Here is a 17,856-nt window from a genome sequence, read left to right on the forward strand (position 1 = left end):
GGTCGGATGGCGCAACACTCCTCACCACTTGGGAACGGAAGGCGCCCGTCGCGCCGCGATGGGAAGGTGAGGGTCGGCCGCCGCGATCACCCTGACCCTCCCAACGGGAGAGGGAGATTGCGACCTGGATCGCAACGTGGTTCAATCCCCCGCAGCTAATTCGGGGGAGAGGACGATGAAGCTTTCGCGTGTCGCAATCGGCGCCGCTGCCTGCGTGATGGCGGCGGGTTCGTTTTCAGTTTTCGCCCAGAGTCCTGTCGAACTGGCGGCGGCGTCGGGCGCTCCAGAGGCTCCCGCGGGCTGGACCGCCCCGCGCACCGAATGGGGCGATCCCGACTTGCGCGGTACCTGGCCGCTTGATGCCGTGGGCCGCACCCCGACCGAGCGGCCAGCGAACCTCGGTGACAAGGCTTACCTGACCGACGAGGAATACCAGGCCGCCATAGCCCAGGCGGAGAACACCGCGCAGAACTACGACCGAGAGGATGAGGCTGGCACCATCGGTTCGGGCCACTGGTTCGAATGGGGTCGCCCGCTCAAGCAGACATCGCTGATCATGGAGCCCGCTAACGGTCGCATCCCCCCGTTGACCGCGCAGGGCGAGAAGCTGTCGAGTGAAATGCGCAGCAGCTGGAACGTCCAGCAGTTCGACCGGATCGGCGACTTCAACTCGCTCGACCGCTGCATCAGCCGCGGCCTTCCGTCCTCGATGACGCCGTTCCCGTACAACAACGGCATCCAGATCTTCCAGTCGCCGGGCTACGTCGTGCTGCGGCTGGAGATCGTGCACGAGACGCGCATCATCCCGCTCGACGGTCGCCCGGGCCTGCCCGCGACGATGCGCAACTACCTCGGTGAATCGCGCGGCCATTGGGAGGGTGAGACGTTGGTGATCGAGACCACCAATCTCACTGGTGACACCCCGATGAACATCGTCGGCCCGGGCAACAAGCCGATCCCGACCAGTCCGGAACAGAAGGTCACCGAACGCCTGACGCCTGTCGGCCCCAACACCATCCTCTACGAGGCGAGGGTCGAAGACCCGGTAGTCCTGACCGCCCCCTTTACCTTGCGCTTCCCGTGGACGCGCGACGAGACCTACAAGCTGTTCGAATACGCCTGCCACGAGGGAAACACCGTCGTCCCCAACTACATCAAGACCACCTCGCCGCGGTTTGTCGGCAAGCTTGAGAATCCGTCGGACCCGGCGGAGTGGGTGCGGGATACGGTCCAGAGGTAGGGATCGCAGGAAATCCCGCCGTTCCGGTATGGGGCGCTATCTGCCGCCGCAAGGAACCGATCGACCTCCGAGACGGTTAGAGCCGGCGAGGAGGCGTAGATGACGGTCGAGCAAGCCTTTGCCAGGCGGTCGGCATGCGTGATGAGCGGCTAGACATACTCCGCGGCTACGCGATGGTGACGATCGTTCTCAATCATTTCCAGGCCCTGCTCTCCGAGTTAGGCCTGGAAGGCTTTGCCATACCGACGCTGACCAATTTCGGATTTTCGTCCGCGGCCGAGATATTCTTCCTGATGTCCGGCTGGATGGTTGGCCTGGTCTACATGCGCCGGCCCAATCGCAACGCGGTGGTCCTGAAGCGCGGCGCGACGATCTACGGCTTCAACATCCTGGCCTTCGTGGCGGCTGTCTTGGCGGCGTGGCTTGCCGGGTCGGCGGTCGCGGCAGCGACGGATGTCAGCTTCACCTTAGCGCATCCGTTGACCGAGGTCCTGCGGTTCCTGGTCTTTCTCCAGCACCCGTACTTGCTGGGCGTCCTGATGCTCTATGTCGTATTCATGCTCGTAGTCCCGTTTGCCGCCCGCTTGCTCGATCGGTGGCCGGCGCTGTTCGTTGCGACCTCCGTGGCCATTTATCTCTTCGTGCAGGTGGTCCCGGAGTTCAACTTGCCGGGCGGCTCGCCGAGTGGAGACCGGCAATGGAACTTCAATCCCTTTGCCTGGCAGCTCCTGTTCTTCATCGGGATGTGGCTGGGCAAGGCCGGCTTCCATCGCACCGCGTTCGATTATCTGGCGGGAAGGTTATGGACCACCGCTGCGCTGGTTTGTCTCCTGCTCCTGTTCGCGGTTTTGCATCGGCTCGACTTGCGCGGGTTCCTGTCGGTGCCGATGACCGGCAAGGAGAACCTGGAGCCCCTTCGCCTCATCCACGCGACGGTGGTGGTCGCCACGCTGGCCGCGCTTATCGCCAACGCTCCCGCGTCACTCAAGCCGTTGCTCGATTGGTTCGCTCTGAATGGCCGGCAGACCCTCTATTGCTTCACCGCCAGCATACCCCTGACTTATCTGGCCGCGGGGCTGTGGCTTGGCCTTGGAGGCGGCTACTTCGCGTACGTCGGACTGGCGGTGGTGCTGGTGCTGGCGATCACACTTACCGCGCTGATAGCCGAGCGATGGCGCCGCGGCGGCGCACCGGCCGCTTCACGTCCCCAGGAAGGCACCGCGAGCGAGGGTGTGGGCCGCCCATAAGGCACGGCAGCTCAGGTGTTAACTTAAGGCCATGGCCGAGACGCATTCAGCGGCCCCTTAAGCGATTGGGATAGCGCCGGTGTCAGGGGCTGGTCGGATTGTCGTCATCGTCCAGGATGAGGATGAGGAGCACAATGGCAACCAGGGCACCACCGACGATCCAGATCGTGGAAACCCCAGCCACCTCTTCGCTTTGGGTGCTGACCGGGGCGGGAGCGCGGGCGGGGACGGCGGCCTGTGCGGTAGTGCCAGCCACCAGCGACAACGCCAGGGCGGAGGAAATGATAGCTTGACGGATCATGGCTATGTTCCTGACCAATGGAGTCGGACGCTTGTGCGACCGCCGCCCTTCTGCCGTCGTGCCAGCCCGTTGACTATTGGGACAAACCCGAGGTCAGCGAGAAAGAGTTCCCAAGTCATCCAGGCCATCATGGGGCGGTCCTCTCTCGCCCAGGGAACTGAGCCCGAGCGAATGTATCGCCGGCGTGATCGCAACAGCTTGAAATTGGCCGAAAACACTTTCCTACAAGGCCGCGATCAGGGCATGGTCGCTTCGGCTCATTCCCTTTGTCGGGTTCACTGGTGGAAAGCCCAATCGTGACGCCCGAAATGTGTCAACTTGGCGGAGGCATGGCGAAAGCCAAAGGTGACACTTCGACCGTAAGTTGACACAAAATTTGGCGGTTTTCCGCGGAAATTGGGCAAGGTGACACTTTTTCGCAAAGGCCGCTCTACCGTGTCACCCCGTCACCCCTAAAGTGTCAATTTGAGGGAAGCAGGAGGCGCCTGGGCGGCTACGCCCGGTAAGCCGCAAGAAACGGTTGCAGATATTCTCGATAGGGCTCGGCGGACCCCACGGCCTTCCGGTTGATCGGCCGGCGGACTTGCATCACGCTCGAGGTCGTGACGATACGTTCGTTCCGGTGCGGCTCAAAGACCTGCGGTTCTTCGGCCAGCCCGCAATGACCGAGGATACGACGGGTCCAGCTGGTGGGGTCTTCGGTCAGGGCTTCATAAGGCACGACCAGCAAGCGGTCGCCCAGGACCTGCTGCCATTGCCCGAGGAGCTGGTTCTCAAGCTCGAAGCGGAAGGCGATGTCCTCAAGGTCGTAACTCCACTCCACGCCGGCGAGAAAGTGGGTCCGGAAGCAGGACCAGGCGCAATCGAGCGGATCGCGCCTGAGCCAGACGATCGGCGCTTCCGGCAACAAGGCCGCCGCGAGACCGAGGTACCGGCTCGTCTCCATCGACTTGTCGACCACTCGCCCCGGCGCCGGGAAGCGCTCGTCCATCCAATGCCGCCAGAGGCGAGCGGCCGGCGGTGCGCCGTGGCTGGCGACATGGCGGGCGAGCGACGAATGGGAGGCGCCGCCGACGTCTCGCGCCAGCATCGGCATCCGGTTGATCTCGGCCCCATCCGAAACCTCGCTGTGACCTGTCAGGATCTGGTCGACGAGCGTGGTGCCCGAGCGTGGCAGCCCGCTGACGAAGATCGTGCGGTCGGTCGGCTCACTCTGTTGCCTGGCGATGCTCGCGACCGCGTCGGCATCGTAGCCGCGTACTGCTTCGGCGGCGGCCGCACGATCGCCTTGCCTGTCGTAAGGGCGCTCTGATTTCTTGAGCCGCGCACCCTCCGCGAAAGCCGCGAAGGCCCGGGCATGCTCGCCAAGATCGGCATAGGCCTTCCCCAGGGCATGGTAATAGGGTGCCTGCGCGGCGGGCGGCGCTTGCCGCATCTGGCGTTCGGCGGCGACGATTCGTTCTGTAAGCTCCGGTTCGCCGGCGAAGTTGACCAGGGTCGATAGCGGCAGCCAGGCCTGGCCCAACTGAGGGCGCAGCTCGATGGCCCGTTCGAGCAACTCGCGGGCTTCCTCGAGCTTGCCGATGAACACCGCGGCCGCCCCGCGACTATAGGCGTTGACCGCCGGGTCGGGCACGTTCTCCGGCAACGCTTGGAGCAAGGCATAAGCCTCTTGAACCGCGCCGCCCTGGGCCAGGAGGCCTGCCTGCTGATATCGCGCCATGGGATTTCCGCCCGATGCCTCGACATAGAGCGCCATGGCCTGGCGGGAGAGGGTGAGTTCGCCGTGATCGGCTGCCATGTAGGCAATCTGCTGCCACTGCGCGCCCATGGGCGCTCCACGGCTGACCAGCTGCCGGACGGCGTCCACGATCCGGGCGCGGTCGTTCCGACCGAGCGCGCGCTGCAATTCGTCGACTAGGGCTAGCGACGCGGCCAGATTTGAGCCGGTCGCTCCGCCCGTGCCTGGGGGACTGGACACTGTCTGGGCCGTGCTTTTTACGTTGTTCTTCAAGCTCAGAGAGGCGATGCACCGCCGGACATCAACGCCAAAAGTGTCGTAAATTGTGTCGATAGTGGCCCATTTGTCGCAAAACGCGATGGATTCGTCTTGCTGTCCAGCGCGGTCCCGGATTAATCAAGATTCAGGAGAGGCTGCCGCCCACGTCGAGTCAATCGGCGGGGCTGCTAATATGAAGGGGTGGGTGGCTATCGCGACCCGGGCTTCCAAGGCTGGAAGGGGACGTCCCCCTGTCCAGATTCAGGCGCAATTTCTGCGCGAGTCAAACGCATATACGCGTACCGGTCCGATGTCCGGCTTTGCGATCATTCCTGAAGAGGAAGCGCTACGTCCGGTGGAAATCGGGGCCCGAGATGCGGAACCCTGGCAGGAACAGGACGTCCAGCGTGCCATCGCGGCGGCGCTAACGGCTGGACTGACGGACTACCGCGTCGAGCTAGCTCCCGACGGCACCATATCCATCATCGTGGGTGCGCCATCGGTCGCAGCGGACAGTTCGGGGGACTAGCTCGAGGCCTTGTATCCGGCTGACTGACCGGCGGCGCGTGGCCACCCGTCAGTCAGCATAGAAGAATGGCGAAGCTCCCTACTTTGCGACGGCCGCTGCCAGCATCTCCGGCGTCGGCGGCGCGGTGTCCTTCGGGTCGGAGCCCTTGTGTTTGTCCGTCGCAGGCAGGGGCGCGCCGTTGGCGATCCCGAATCCCGCCTGTTCGCCGGCGAACTCGCTGTAGGCGATGTTCACGTTCATATGCGCCCGGGCGAGCGGCGTGTTGCCGTATTCGAGCCCCTTCTTGATGTGGGTGTCGAGCAGCGGAGCGAAGTCCGGATTCTTCTGCAGCTGGGCCACGGCGACACCCGGCGCATCACCCCGGTCGTAGGCCGCCCGCGCTTCGGTCAACAGGGCGCGATTGAAGCGTGACAGCCGCTCGAGACCGGCCCAGTCGTTCACGTGACCGTGACCCTCGACCACAATGTCGATGTCCTTGACAGTGGCCACGAGCTTCTCGGTCTCTTCCGTGATCGCCGCCGCTCCGCCCGCGGGAAGGAACGGCGCCATGTTCCAGGCCATCACGTCGCCCATGAACAGCAGTTTCGCGGAGGGCACCACGACGAACGTGTCGCCGCCGGTATGGCCCGTGCCTGTGTGATAGAGCTCGATCCGGTTGGCGCCTTCGCCGATCGTCAGCCGGTCCTTGTAGGTCTCGGTCGGCAGCAGCGCAGGGTTCCCGCGCGGGTTGGCGGCAAGTTCGGCCTTGGTGCCTTCGCTCATAATGATCCGCACATCGGGATAACGCTCGCGGATGAAGTCGGTGCTGCCTGTATGGTCCGGATGGCTGTGGGTGCTGATGATCGTGGTAATCGGCTTGTCGGTGACCTTGCGAACCTCGTCGAGGATTGCCTGACCGTTACCAGGCATCTTGGTGTCGACGAGTACGACGCCCTTGTCCTGCACGACTACCAGCGTGTTCCCGCCGCCGCCGAAGATCTTGTACACGTTCCCCGTGATGTGCTCGATCGGCTCGGGCGGAGGCAGAGTTGCACGGGGCGGACCTGCGGCCGGACGCCCGCCGGGTGCCGTTCCAGCGGCCGGTTGAGCTTGTTGCGCGACTGCGGTTGCAGACAGACCGCCCGCCAGGAACAAAGCCACGAGCACTTTCGATTTCATTCCGATCTCCCAATCCCTTGGGTCCCACTCGGGTCCCTCTTCAGGGCCTGCGTACTTGGCCCATCGGGCTTGGCAAGATGTCGCCGTGTCGCGAAATGTCTCAGGGATATCGCTCGCAGCAGCGCGGTCCTTAGCTTTCGCGTGCAGCCCTTATCGCCGCGCCGCCGGCGAACGGAGTGATCGCTACCAGTAACAGGCTGATCGCGGCGGTCAGGGCGATGCCGCTATCACCTCCAGTCGAGAGCGCGCCCGCACCGAAGACAAGCAGGGGCACTGCGAGGGGGATCAGCAGGAGGCCAGACAGCGCGGCACCGCCTCGCATGCCAACCGTAAGCGCGGCGATGATCAGGCCGATCGCGGCGAGGCCGGGCGTGCCGGCGAGGAGGCCAAGCTCAACGGTGCGCAAGGTCTGGCCGTTAATTCCGAGCAAGGCGGCGGCGGGAATAGCGGCAACCATCAGCGGTGGCCCGAAGCTGAGCCAGTGGGCCAGCAGGCGGACGGTGACCACCAGTTCCTCCGATATACCGCGCAAGTAGAGCTGGTCGAAGAACCCGCGCTCGACGTCGCTTTGCAGCAGGCGGTCGAGCGGCAGGATCGAGGCAAGCAGGGCGGCGACCCAAATCACCCCGCCGCCGGTCCGGGCGAGCAGTTCCGGAGCGGGGCCGACAGCGAAGGGATAGAGCATGGCGACGGCAATGAAGAACAGTACCGGCAACAGAGTCGCGCCACGCCGCCCTCCGCCGAACATCTGGCCGAGGTCGCGCAGCAGAAGGGCGGCAAAGAGGTTCACGACGCGAAGTCCTCCAGCGTGATCCGGCGAAGCTGCGGCACGTCGAATGGCTGGTGCGAGGCAACGACCACCATGCCCCCCTGCGCGAGGAAGCCGGCTACGTGCCGTTGGAAGTCCGCCGCGGCGTTGACGTCGAGCCCGTTGAGCGGCTCGTCGAGCAGCCACAACCCGGCCTTGTGCGTGTTCGAAACCAGGATCGCCGCACGCTTGCGTTGGCCGGTCGAGAGATAGCGCACAGGCACGTCGGCCAGCCGGTCGAGGCCGTTGGACTGGATCAGATGTGAATCACGGCGTCCGCCTTCGAGGCGGCTCCAAAAGGCCATGGCGCGGCCCAAGGGCAGGTGTCCATCGAGGGGTAGCCGCTCGTCGAGGAGGGCGACCGTTACGTTTCTTTCGACCGACCCCGCCATGGGGCGCATCAGACCGGCGAGAATCCTCAGCAAGCTCGACTTGCCTGTGCCGTTAGGACCGACGACCTGTAGGGCTTCCCCGGACTTGAGCTCGAACGACAGCCCGCGGAACAACAGCCGCTCCCCGCGGCGGCAGGCAAGGTCCGTCGCGGCCAGTCTCGCATCTTGGGGCCGGGCGGCTTCCATGGATGCGCGGGTTAGGGCAGAAGGCGTTGGTCGACAAGCGAGGGAGCGAGCCTATGCCCGTGCCGCAACTCACCGAGGCCGAACGCGAGGGGGTGCTTGCCTCCTTGCCCGAGTGGACACTGCGCGCCGATAGCCTCGCTATCGAGCGCGAATTCAAGTTCCGCACCTTCAGCGAAGCGTGGGCCTTCATGGCGCGTGTCGCGTTGCTGGCGGAGAAGCAGGACCACCATCCCGAGTGGTCGAACGTCTACAACCGGGTGGCGATAACCCTGACCACGCACGACGCCGGCGGGCTGTCCGAAAGAGACTCGAAACTGGCTCGGGCAATAGACAAGCTGCTCGCATGAGTTGCGTGCATTGGCATGAGGGACTCTACCTCTTGCGAGTTGGGATTTTTCCGCGTTCTTGGCATGACCATTTGTGCGACCAGGTGGGCCGAACACGATGAGATCGGTACCGCCATTCGTGTTGAGCATGGCTACCCTGCTCGTGTTCGGGATCGCCTCGCGGCCGGCGATTGCGCAGGAAACGCCCTCCTGGGTGGGCGTGTGGGAAGGTCGGATTGGGACCTATCCGGTTCGCGCTTGCCTGGAGAGCTTTGGCGACGGGCCGGGGCGCGGCTCCTACTACTACATGTCGACGCTTGAACCGATATCGATCAGCGAAGAGGATGGCGAAGGGGGCTGGATCGAGCGCACCCCTGACGGCAACACGCAAGCGACTTGGGAGCTGGCGGAGTTCAGCGGAACTCGCGTGCGTGGAGCTTGGCGACAGGGCAGCCGCAGCTTGCCACTCGACCTTAAACCGGCCGCTTGGGAGGCCGGCGAGCGGGGTGGACCATGCAGCTCGGCGGCGTTCCTAGAGCCTCGGACTGGGAAGGGGACGGTCATTTCCGAACCGCGTGAGCTTGCGGGGTGGGCCTATACTCGCAAGACCTACCACCCGGCCAAGTCTTTTGAGGATGATGTCTCGATTGAGAGTTTCGACTTCGCGCCTGAGCAGCCCGGCGACAAGGCGATCCGTGAAATGCTCGCCGCCGACCTTCCGGGCGAGACTGTTGACGACGATTTCGTGAAATGTTTGGCCGGAGCGATCGCAACTCTAGGGATTGACGGGGACTACTCGCTTACGGTGAAGCCGACTTTGATGAGCCGGGCGTTCCTTGTGACGGAACAGAACTCCGGTTCGTTCTGCGGGGGAGCCCATCCTAGCAACTATACGTTGTCGCGCATCTTTGATCGACAATCGGGCGAGGAGATCGACTTGTTCGGCTGGATCGGTGACGAGCGGATCGATGGGGAGGACTCGATCATCCCCGGGGCCCTTCGCGACCTCATCCTTGTCAAGTGGCCCCAGGATTCCGCCGACTGTCGCGAATATGTCGAGGACACGAGTTTGTGGTCCATCGGCCTTGCCAAGGAAGGTTTGGAGTTCCGCCCAGACCTTCCGCACGTCGCCACCGCCTGCGTAGAGCCCGTGCTCATCGACTGGAACGCACTCGGCCCATTTCTCGACGCGGAGGGTAGAGCCGGCCTTGCGCGGCTGCGCGCGGGCTAGCTCAGGCGCCGATCAGGACTTCGGTGCCCACCTCAGTCATGGCGAACAGCCGTGACGCGAACTGGGAGGGGAGCCGAACGCAGCCGTGCGATGCGGGATAGCCGGGCAAATGACCAGCGTGCATCGCGATGCCGTAGCTGTCGAGCCGTTGCATGAAGGGCATCGGCGCGTTCTCGTACTTGATCGAACGGTGAAACCGCTTCTTCTCCAGGATCGGGAAGATGCCGGTGGGCGTAGGCTTTTTGCTGTTACCGCTGGAGATCGTTGAGATGCCGACCAATTCGTCCCCGCGATAGGCATAGGCCATCTGGTCGGAGAGGCTAATTACCACCCGGGTCACCGCGCCGGATTGTTTGCCATCCTTCCAGACGAATTGGCCATTCTTCAGGGAGTCCTTGCCGAACACCACGCGCATGTCATCGCGCGCCTGTTCGGCAGCGTCGGCTGCCGCTTGCTTGGCTTCTGCCGTTTCGATGGTGGCAAATGCGGGGGTGGACGGAACCGCGAGCGTCAGTGCTCCCCCCAGCGCGAGGGCGAGGGCAAAATGCTTCATCATGTCTGCCGTATGTTGAGGGTCTCTACAGACTTATAATGACTCTGGCCCCCCTCGGGTTCCGACGAGAGGGGCAAAATCAGCGCCGGATGACCGTCATTCGGCGACCAGATTGTTCCTCAAGGCATAGCGGACGAGATCAGCAGTGGTCGCCAGTCCCAACTTGTTCAGGGCGTTCGTGCGATGGGTTTCGACGGTCTTGATGCTGATGCCTAGCTTGTACGCTATATTCTTTTGCACCAGGCCTTCAGCGATCAGTTGAACGATTTCCTGTTCTCGAGCAGATAGGCCGATCGAGCTGGTCGCTATATGGCGAGATTCCTTGCGGGCTTTCGCCAAGGTTGGCGTGAAATATTGCCGGCCGAGCGCCACGGATTCCAGCGCTTCGAGCATGAATTTTTCGTCCTCGGATTTCAGGACAAAGCCCAGGACCCCGATCTCGATGGCTTCGCTAACGACCCGTTCCTGTTCGAACAGGGTGAACATGACGATCTCAACCCTTGGGTAAAGTTCCTTGAGCGTCCTGGCGACCGAGAGACCGTCCTGAAAAGGTAAGGAATAATCGAGAATGACGATGTCGGGCTGAGCTTCGCCGACTACGGTAAGGGCCTCTCGACCATCAGACGCCTCTCCGATGACGGCGTAGCGAAGTCTTGATTCGATCAGTCCGCGAAGCCCCCGGCGAACCATGTCGTGATCGTCGACGATCACTACCCTAATAAGGGGCATATTCAATCGGCACCCCCGATCATCGCGTTTTTCCAAGAGGGATTGTCACGTGTCCCTGAAAAGGGACGTGTGTGCGGCTGCAGGGGGCAGCCTGCGCATGACGCCAGAGTGGCGATTCCCACCATGTCCCCCATCCTTGCGCGACGGTTCGCGCACGTGTTTTATATACGACCCGGAGGACGAAGTCCCCCTTCGCAAGGCCTACTGTAACCTATTGAAGTGGCCGGGTTTAGGGGTTTTTTGGATTCGGAAACTAATATTTGTGGATTAGTGATTTTGAGACGGGCGGTAACGGCCGCGAAGGGCCGCTACCGCCACGATCTCAACAGCCTTAGCGCGCTCCGCTGCGCGCCGGTTGCGCGGCTGCGGCCGGCGGCGGTCCCGGAGGGGCCGGACGGTCATTGGCGGCGGGATCGTAGTCGAACTGGTTCGCGAAGCGTGAACGGTCGTCACCCTCGATCGTCGGGGCCGCGGCACCACCGGCGATCTGTTCGCGATGAGCGCGCGAGGCGGTGATGTAATTCCTCACCTGCACGTTGCCCTCGTGGCAGGCGTATTCGAAGAAGTTGTAGTCATCGTCGCGGATCCACTCGATGCGGGTCGTCCAGGGTTGAGTGAACACCTCCGGATCGGAGTAGGTGAGTTCATGCACCAGCGTGTTCGGGCCGGTCATCGTCAGGCGCTCGACCGTCTTGGCCTTGGCACTGGTCGGGATCGTGTTGAACGGCGGGACGTGCTGAGTCGCCATGTTCAGCGGCGCGGCGGCACGGGCATAGATGTCATGCGTGACGCTATCGCCGGACTTGATGTTGGTGGTCTCGATGACGAGCGTCTTGCCTTCCCAGTGGCCGCGGCTGTTGCCCATCCAAGCTTCCACCTCGCCCGGCCAGTGCGGCTGGTCGCCGATCGGAATCACTCGGGTGCCGAGCATTTCGAGGTTGATGACCACATAACCAGGTGACTGGAAGATGCGGATGCCGTTGTTGTAGCGGAACGGATACATCGAGGCGGGGTAGCCGCGGCTGATGCAGCGGTCCCAGCTGTCGAAGTCGTCGACCCAGTCATACTCTTGCAACGGGACCCACCCCGACCGGCCAGCCTTGTACAGGGCTTCGGCCTGCGGGGTCAGCGGCGGGAGCTGGCCGTCGGCCGGGCTCACAAGCATCGAGGTCCGGTGACCAAATGAAGAGTTCTTGATCCAGTCTGCCAGACCTTCGGTGCCAGGTGTGCCGACGCCATTTTCCGAAGCCGGTGCAAAGTTCGAATCCGAACGCTCGGCCGCGGCCACGCGGCGAGCGAACTCTTCGTCGTTCACCCACACGCGGTTGCCGAACACCTTGGGCCGCTGGAACAGGATGCGGGCGTTGTTGAGGTATTCGATCTGATAGGTGTGGCTGAAGTTGTAATCGCCCCACGAGGTCTTGTCCGGCGTGTAGTCGGTCGGCACCGGCGGAAGCTCGGTCAGATCGGCCGGCCGTTCCTGCGCGGCGACACCGGTTGGCGTCGCAAGCACTGCCGCGAGGGCAGTGGCTGCAGTGAACAGTCGTGAAGCGAAACGGTTGCAGGTCATTAGGCCGGTTTCCTCTCTTCCAGCTTGTTTTGCGCCAGTCTCTATGACTTTGTCCGGTTTCAGGCCAGCGCTTTTGCACCGTCATGACGCGGGACAAGAGTTGCCTGTGTCTGGTTCGCCGTTCCGCCGGTTGTGAACCGACGCGCTAATGCTAGCATCGCGGTTCCGCCGGAACGCGGCAAAGGGGGAGGGAGCACGGGGATGACCTTTCGATGGATTGCAGGCGCCTTCCTGGCGATGGCCTTTCTGGCCACGGGCGCCAGCGCACAGAACGCCGATTACTATCGCGGCGGCTGGCGGACTGACGGCGGGGAGCCGCACGTCTACCAATTCGTCATCAAGGGCAGCGAGGTGAGCGGCGTCTATTGCACCCATTGCGCCGACGGTACGACATTGGCCCCGATCGAAGGCACCTTCAGCGAAGCCGATGGTTTGACTTTCAAGATTCGCCACCTGAAGCTCGACGGCTCTCCGGCCTCAACCGACAAGCTGCAGGCCAAGCTTGTCAATGGCAAGCTGGTCGTCACCGGCAAGCGAGGGGGAGCCGGTGGCCTGACCTTCGAGCACACCGCGATCAAGGACCCTCGCGGCCCGACGCCGGGGCCTTACCAGCAATCGATCCTTCCGCCGGGCGCACCCCCGGTGCCGATCCTGCCGCGAACCGCTGGGCCGGCCGCTCCGCCACCCGCCCCATACGTCCAGCCCGCCCCATGGCGACGCCTTTCCGCCGACGATGTCGTTGGCGTCTGGCTCGGCTTCGGGGTCGGGATGGAAAAGCAATATTTCGTCATTCGCAAGGATGGCGATCATCTGTTCGGGCTCGCCTGTGGCCGGTGCGACAATCCCTATACGTTCGGCGCGCTGGAGAACTTCACCATCAGCGGCGACACGCTTGAGTTTGACATCGTCCATCAGGATTGGGGCGACGGGACGGTCCTGCCCTTCAACCGCCACGTGAAGGCCAATATCACCATGAATGAGATGCGTATGGATGCGCGACGGCCCGATCAGAGCGGACCCGGGATCGTGGCTTCGCTTGTGGGGCCCATTTCAATCGAGGCCACGGCGGGGAACGTAGTGAGGGACTGACGGCCCTGGCCCTCTCCGCTGCCGACGGCGGGGAGGGCGACAGGCGCGCAAGGTGAGGGTCCGCGGCATCGAACCTCTCACTCCGCCACTCTCTCCCGAGGGGAGAGGAATATCAGTGGTCAACAGCGCTTAGAGCAGTTCGGCCCCCGTCACGATCTGCGCTGTCGAACTTTCGACCTCCCCGCTGATTGGCTCGGCCCGCCCCCCGATGATTGTCGACAGGAAGTTTTCGACGATTGCGTTGAAAGCGATGTTGTTAGTCGGTTTGGCGAAGCCATGGCCTTCGTCCGGGAATACCACGTAAGTTACCGGAATACCGTGCTTTTGCATGGCGCCGACTATCTGGTCGCTTTCGGATTGCTTGACGCGCGGGTCGTTGGCACCCTGGCCGATCAGCAGCGGGCGGCAGATTTTGTCGGCCTTGTGCAGCGGACTGCGCTCGACCAGCAGGGCCTTGCCTTCAGGAGTGTTGGGATTGCCCATCCGCTCGTGGAACTGCTTCACCATCGGCTCCCAATAGGGCGGGATCGTTTCGAGCAGCGTTTCGAGGTTCGAGGGGCCAACGATATCAACGCCGCAGGCGAAGGCCTCGGGGGTGAACGTCAGCCCGGCGAGCGTGGCGTAACCGCCATAGGAGCCGCCCATGATCGCCACCTTGTCCCGTTCGGCGATGCCCTGATCCACCGCCCAGTCGACCGCGTCGATCAGGTCGTCGTGCATCTTCGCGCCCCATTCGAGATTGGCCGCGTTGACGAAGGCCTTGCCGAACCCGGTGGAGCCCCGGAAATTGACGCTCAGCACGGCGTAGCCGCGATTGGCCAGCCACTGGTGGGCACGATTGAACCCGAAACCGTCACGCGCCCAGGGACCGCCGTGGACCAGCAGCACCATCGGCACCGGCGCGCGCGGCACGCCGCGTTCTTCCGGATCGCTTTCGGGCGGCAAGGTCAGGTAGCTCGGCAGCACCAGCCCGTCGCGGGATTGCAGCTCGAGCGCGTGCATCGGCTGAAGCGGCGCGCCTTCGAGTTCGGGACGGGTGACGTAGAACTCGGTGAGTTCCTGCGCGGAGCGGTCGTAGAGATAGGCGACGGAAGGGCCAGTCAGCGGGTCGTTCCAGACCACCCACTTGCTGTCGTCCTCAGTCCGGCCGCTAACGCCGAATTCGCCCGGCAGACGTTCGGCCAGCCAGTCGATCGAGGCCTTCACCTCGGGATCGAAAATGATCTTCTCGGTCTTGAGGTAGTTGACTGTGTAACCCTGGATCTCGCCGGTAACCGGATGGCGGTAGGTCCCGCCGATGTCGGCCTTGTCGCTGGTGGCAATGACCTTGCGTTCGCCCGTGGAGGTATCCTGTGCGATCAGCGCAGCGGTGTCCCTACCGCGGCTGTCGTACCAGTAGAGCGTCTTGCCGTCGGCCGTGTATCCGGCGACGCCCGTGGTCAGTGCGTCCTCCAGGTCGGTGCTCTCGGTCGGCTCGGAGGCGACGTGGTTATCGATGACTTCGAACATATCAGTGCCGCCGGCCGCGTTCTGCTGAACCGCCCAGCGCAGCGTTAGCGTGTCGTCGGCGAGGAATCCGGCATAGGCGTCATTCTGCAGCACCAGAGTCAGTGCACCCGAATTCAGGTCAAGCAGATGGATGTCGTGAAATCGCGCGTCACGGTTGTTGAGGCCGACGAGGACCTTGTCCTTGATCGCGTGTGACGAACCCATAAGGCGAGCGCGGGTGTTTTCGAACGGCGTCAGACACCGCTCTTCGCCGCTGGAGAGATTGACCTGGTAGAGCAGGTAATTCTCGTCGCCGGCCTTGTCCTGGATGTAGAGCAGGCTCTGCGAATCCGGGGCGAAGAAGTAGGTCGGAATCGGCCGGTCCGTGGAATGCGTCATCAGCCGCGAGGCTGCCGGATCGCTCGTCGGGGCAAGCCAGACGTTCATCACCCCGCCTTCCGGCGCCATCCAGCCCAGCCACTGGCCGTCCGGGCTGATCTGTCCGCCCGAGCGGGTCGGGTTTCCGAATAGCGCCTCGCGCGGGATAAGCGGCGTCCCCTCCACGCGTTCGGCAGCGGAGGGGAGGGTGGCGGCGGCGTCGGTCATCGGGGAATCCTCAACTGTATTAATATTGCAATACACTTGCCGCAGGGCGGGGCACAAGCGGCAAGTCCGGCACGGCGTGATGTGGGGGGACGTGGGGAGCTATTTCAACACCATGATTCGCGTTCACAATGCCCATCTCGGGCCGTGTAGGAAAATGGTATTTGCCCCGGTCACAGAGCGGGATTGTTGTAGCAATGCCAGGTGAGGATGGCGACGGCTCCCCGGTGCGGGCGCCAGCCTTCGGCCAGTTCGCGAGTGGCCTTTTCCGACGGCCGCTCCTCCAACCCGAGAATGCGCCCTATGCCGACCTGAACGGCGAGATCGCCAGCGGGCCAGATGTCCGCACGGCCCTCGGCGAAGAGCAGGTATATCTCTGCGGACCAGCGGCCAATCCCCTTGATCCGCGTGAGCAGCGCAATGGCTTCCTCGTCATCGGCGGGCAAGTCGGACAGGTCCAGTTCGCCGCTGACCACCAGCTCGCACAGCGAGCGGGCATAGCCCTGCTTCTGACGCGACAGTCCACAGGCCCGCAACGTGTCGAAATCCTGCTCCAGCAGCAATTCGGGCGGAATGTCTTCTCCGAGCTGGGCCTCAAGCTTGCGCCACATGCTGGATGCGGCGGCGACGCTGACTTGCTGGCCGACGATGGTGCGCAGCAGGGTGCGATAACCGGTCTCGCGGATGCGCGGCTCGGGATAGCCGGCGAGGGCGAGGGCCGAGGCAATGGCCGGTTCGCCGGCGGCGACGGTGTCGAGGCCTTGCGTCAGTTGCTCTGCCGTCAAACCCATCGTGGACTCCCCATCACCGTCAGCTTGCCAAATCGGGCAGCAGTCCGTAGCAGCCCGGCGCCGGAAAGGAACGCCCATCGATGCCCAGATTGATCGTCACTACTCGCTCAGGCGAAACCCGCGAAGTCGAAGCGCAGTCGGGCCTCACGGTGATGGAGGCGATCCGTGATAACGGGTTCGACGAGCTTCTCGCGCTGTGCGGCGGCTGTTGTTCTTGCGCCACGTGCCATGTGCATGTGGACGATGAGTTCCTCGGCCTCCTGCCTTCCATGACCGAGGACGAAGACGACTTGCTGGATTCGAGCGACGATCGCGATGCGAGCTCGCGCCTGTCCTGCCAGCTGCCTTTCACCGATGAGCTCGACGGGTTGCGGGTGAGGATCGCCCAGGAGGATTAACTCCAGGTCCCGCCCGAGCTTGCTCGGTGTGCCCGAGGGTGGAAGGGTGTAGCGCTGTTCCGCCTGCCTCTTCGTCCCGCATCTGCGACGCGCGCCACCTCCCCTAAACCGGCTCGAGGTCGATCTAGGCAAGACTGATTTCAGCGGCCAGAAGCGCATTTGCATTGCGACGAACCGCAAGCCGCCCTAACTCCCCGCGAATGACCGCTCCTGCCGCACTCGGAAGCACTCTCGATCTCATCGGCAACACGCCCCTGGTCCTGCTCAAGGGACCTAGCGAGGCGGCTGGTTGTGAAATCTGGGGCAAGTGCGAGTTCGACAACCCCGGCGCCTCGGTGAAGGACCGGGCGGCGTTGTGGATCATCCGCGACGCCGAAGCGCGCGGAGAGCTCAGGCAGGGCGGCACGGTGGTCGAAGGGACTGCGGGCAATACCGGCATCGGTATCGCGCTGGTGGCCAACGCGCTCGGGTATCGCACGATCATCGTGATGCCTGACAATCAATCGAAGGAAAAGATGGACACGCTGCGCGCGCTCGGTGCGGAGCTGGTTCTGGTTCCGCCGACGAAGTTCGCCGATCCCAACCACTTCGTGCACACCTCGCGCCGTCTCGCTGAAGAGACCGAGGGGGCCGTCTGGGCCAACCAGTTCGACAACATCGCCAACCGCAAGGCGCATATCGAAGCGACGGCGCCGGAGATCTGGGAACAGATGGACGGCCGCGTCGATGGCTTTACGTGCGCTGTCGGCACGGGCGGGACCCTGGCGGGCGTCGCGATGGGGCTCAAGGCGTTCGACGAACAGGTCTGTATCGCCCTGACCGACCCGCACGGGGCTGCGCTTTACAACTACTATGCGCACGGCGAGCTCAAGGCCGAGGGCAACTCAGTGGCGGAGGGTATTGGTCAGGGGCGGATCACAGCGAACCTCGAAGGGGCGCCGATCGATACGCAGTTCCGCATCTCGGACGAGGAAGGGCTCTACTGGGTCGCCCGTCTGCTCAAGGAAGAGGGGCTGTGCCTGGGGCTGTCGTCGGGCATCAACGTGGCGGGCGCGGTCGCTCTCGGAAAGCAGCTTGGGCCGGGCAAGCGGGTGGCTACGATCTTGTGCGACACCGGCTTTCGTTACCTGTCGTCGCTCTACAATCGCGAATGGCTGGAGGCGAAGGGCCTGCCAGTTTTCGACTGGCTGCGTTAATGTCGCAGGTCTAGACTAGCGG

Annotated in this window: 18 protein-coding genes; 8 read left to right on the plus strand and 10 right to left on the minus strand. The window is 63.5% G+C overall.

All coding sequences use genetic code 11. From position 1 onward, the window contains the following. Positions 1-175 precede the first annotated feature (175 nt). Positions 176-1,240: a hypothetical protein gene (locus tag KK137_RS15815; RefSeq protein WP_214537629.1), complete on the plus strand. Its 1,065-nt coding sequence runs from the start codon at positions 176-178 to the stop codon at positions 1,238-1,240. A 134-nt stretch (positions 1,241-1,374) separates the two neighbouring features. Then, on the plus strand, positions 1,375-2,487 hold the full coding sequence (opgC, locus tag KK137_RS15820) for an OpgC domain-containing protein (RefSeq protein WP_214537632.1): 1,113 nt from the start codon (positions 1,375-1,377) through the stop codon (positions 2,485-2,487). An 82-nt stretch (positions 2,488-2,569) separates the two neighbouring features. On the opposite strand, the gene KK137_RS15825 is transcribed toward opgC, so the two are convergent. Further along, positions 2,570-2,788: a hypothetical protein gene (locus KK137_RS15825; RefSeq protein WP_214537633.1), complete on the minus strand. Its 219-nt coding sequence runs from the start codon at positions 2,786-2,788 to the stop codon at positions 2,570-2,572. 493 nt (positions 2,789-3,281) lie between these two features. Then, a complete protein-coding gene (locus KK137_RS16855; RefSeq protein ID WP_214537634.1) occupies positions 3,282-4,769 on the minus strand; it encodes a tetratricopeptide repeat-containing sulfotransferase family protein in 1,488 nt (495 codons plus the stop codon). A 373-nt stretch (positions 4,770-5,142) separates the two neighbouring features. On the opposite strand from KK137_RS16855, the gene KK137_RS15835 reads away from it, so the two are divergent. Continuing rightward, complete coding sequence (locus tag KK137_RS15835) at positions 5,143-5,316, plus strand: hypothetical protein (RefSeq protein WP_214537635.1); 174 nt, start codon at positions 5,143-5,145, stop codon at positions 5,314-5,316. A 78-nt stretch (positions 5,317-5,394) separates the two neighbouring features. On the opposite strand, the gene KK137_RS15840 is transcribed toward KK137_RS15835, so the two are convergent. The 3 genes from KK137_RS15840 to ccmA form a co-directional block, all read right to left on the minus strand. Continuing rightward, positions 5,395-6,474 carry an MBL fold metallo-hydrolase gene (locus KK137_RS15840; RefSeq protein ID WP_214537636.1) on the minus strand — a complete coding sequence of 360 codons (1,080 nt, stop codon included), beginning with the start codon at positions 6,472-6,474 and terminating at the stop codon, positions 5,395-5,397. A 130-nt stretch (positions 6,475-6,604) separates the two neighbouring features. Continuing rightward, positions 6,605-7,264: a heme exporter protein CcmB gene (locus KK137_RS15845; protein WP_214537638.1), complete on the minus strand. Its 660-nt coding sequence runs from the start codon at positions 7,262-7,264 to the stop codon at positions 6,605-6,607. Then, entirely contained in the window at positions 7,261-7,860 is a 600-nt protein-coding gene (gene ccmA, locus KK137_RS15850) for a heme ABC exporter ATP-binding protein CcmA (RefSeq protein ID WP_214537639.1), read from the minus strand. The genes KK137_RS15845 and ccmA overlap by 4 nt, the downstream gene beginning before the upstream one ends. A 53-nt stretch (positions 7,861-7,913) precedes the next feature. Between ccmA and KK137_RS15855 the strand changes: the two genes are divergently transcribed. After that, the gene (locus tag KK137_RS15855; protein ID WP_214537641.1) at positions 7,914-8,207 is read left to right on the plus strand and encodes a 4a-hydroxytetrahydrobiopterin dehydratase; all 294 of its coding nucleotides are present in this window, start codon (positions 7,914-7,916) and stop codon (positions 8,205-8,207) included. A gap of 97 nt (positions 8,208-8,304) precedes the next feature. Next, positions 8,305-9,417, plus strand: coding sequence for a hypothetical protein (locus tag KK137_RS15860; protein WP_214537643.1), 1,113 nt, complete (start codon positions 8,305-8,307; stop codon positions 9,415-9,417). Position 9,418: 1 nt separating this feature from the next. On the opposite strand, the gene KK137_RS15865 is transcribed toward KK137_RS15860, so the two are convergent. The 3 genes from KK137_RS15865 to KK137_RS15875 all read right to left on the minus strand — a co-directional run bounded on the left by KK137_RS15865 (position 9,419) and on the right by KK137_RS15875 (position 12,269). Next, on the minus strand, positions 9,419-9,970 hold the full coding sequence (locus KK137_RS15865; protein ID WP_214537645.1) for a L,D-transpeptidase family protein: 552 nt from the start codon (positions 9,968-9,970) through the stop codon (positions 9,419-9,421). A 96-nt stretch (positions 9,971-10,066) separates the two neighbouring features. Further along, on the minus strand, positions 10,067-10,699 hold the full coding sequence (locus KK137_RS15870) for a response regulator (RefSeq protein ID WP_214537647.1): 633 nt from the start codon (positions 10,697-10,699) through the stop codon (positions 10,067-10,069). Between the two features lie 331 nt (positions 10,700-11,030). Further along, positions 11,031-12,269, minus strand: coding sequence for a hypothetical protein (locus KK137_RS15875; protein WP_214537649.1), 1,239 nt, complete (start codon positions 12,267-12,269; stop codon positions 11,031-11,033). Positions 12,270-12,470: 201 nt separating this feature from the next. Here KK137_RS15875 and KK137_RS15880 point away from each other — a divergent pair, with 201 nt between their 5' ends. Further along, positions 12,471-13,358 (plus strand): hypothetical protein, encoded by an 888-nt coding sequence (locus tag KK137_RS15880; RefSeq protein ID WP_214537650.1) that lies wholly within the window; start codon positions 12,471-12,473, stop codon positions 13,356-13,358. Between the two features lie 129 nt (positions 13,359-13,487). Here KK137_RS15880 and KK137_RS15885 read toward each other — a convergent pair whose 3' ends face one another. Next, positions 13,488-15,452, minus strand: a complete 1,965-nt coding sequence (locus tag KK137_RS15885) for a S9 family peptidase (protein WP_214537651.1) — start codon at positions 15,450-15,452, stop codon at positions 13,488-13,490. Between the two features lie 170 nt (positions 15,453-15,622). Continuing rightward, a complete protein-coding gene (locus tag KK137_RS15890) occupies positions 15,623-16,240 on the minus strand; it encodes a DNA-3-methyladenine glycosylase family protein (protein WP_214537652.1) in 618 nt (205 codons plus the stop codon). Positions 16,241-16,320: 80 nt separating this feature from the next. Here KK137_RS15890 and KK137_RS15895 point away from each other — a divergent pair, with 80 nt between their 5' ends. Next, a complete protein-coding gene (locus KK137_RS15895) occupies positions 16,321-16,638 on the plus strand; it encodes a 2Fe-2S iron-sulfur cluster-binding protein (RefSeq protein ID WP_214537653.1) in 318 nt (105 codons plus the stop codon). Between the two features lie 200 nt (positions 16,639-16,838). Next, positions 16,839-17,834, plus strand: coding sequence for a cysteine synthase A (locus KK137_RS15900; RefSeq protein ID WP_214537654.1), 996 nt, complete (start codon positions 16,839-16,841; stop codon positions 17,832-17,834). Positions 17,835-17,856: the final 22 nt, after the last annotated feature.

Source organism: Croceibacterium selenioxidans, from assembly GCF_018599195.1.
In the GTDB taxonomy this organism is placed as follows: domain Bacteria; phylum Pseudomonadota; class Alphaproteobacteria; order Sphingomonadales; family Sphingomonadaceae; genus Croceibacterium_A; species Croceibacterium_A selenioxidans.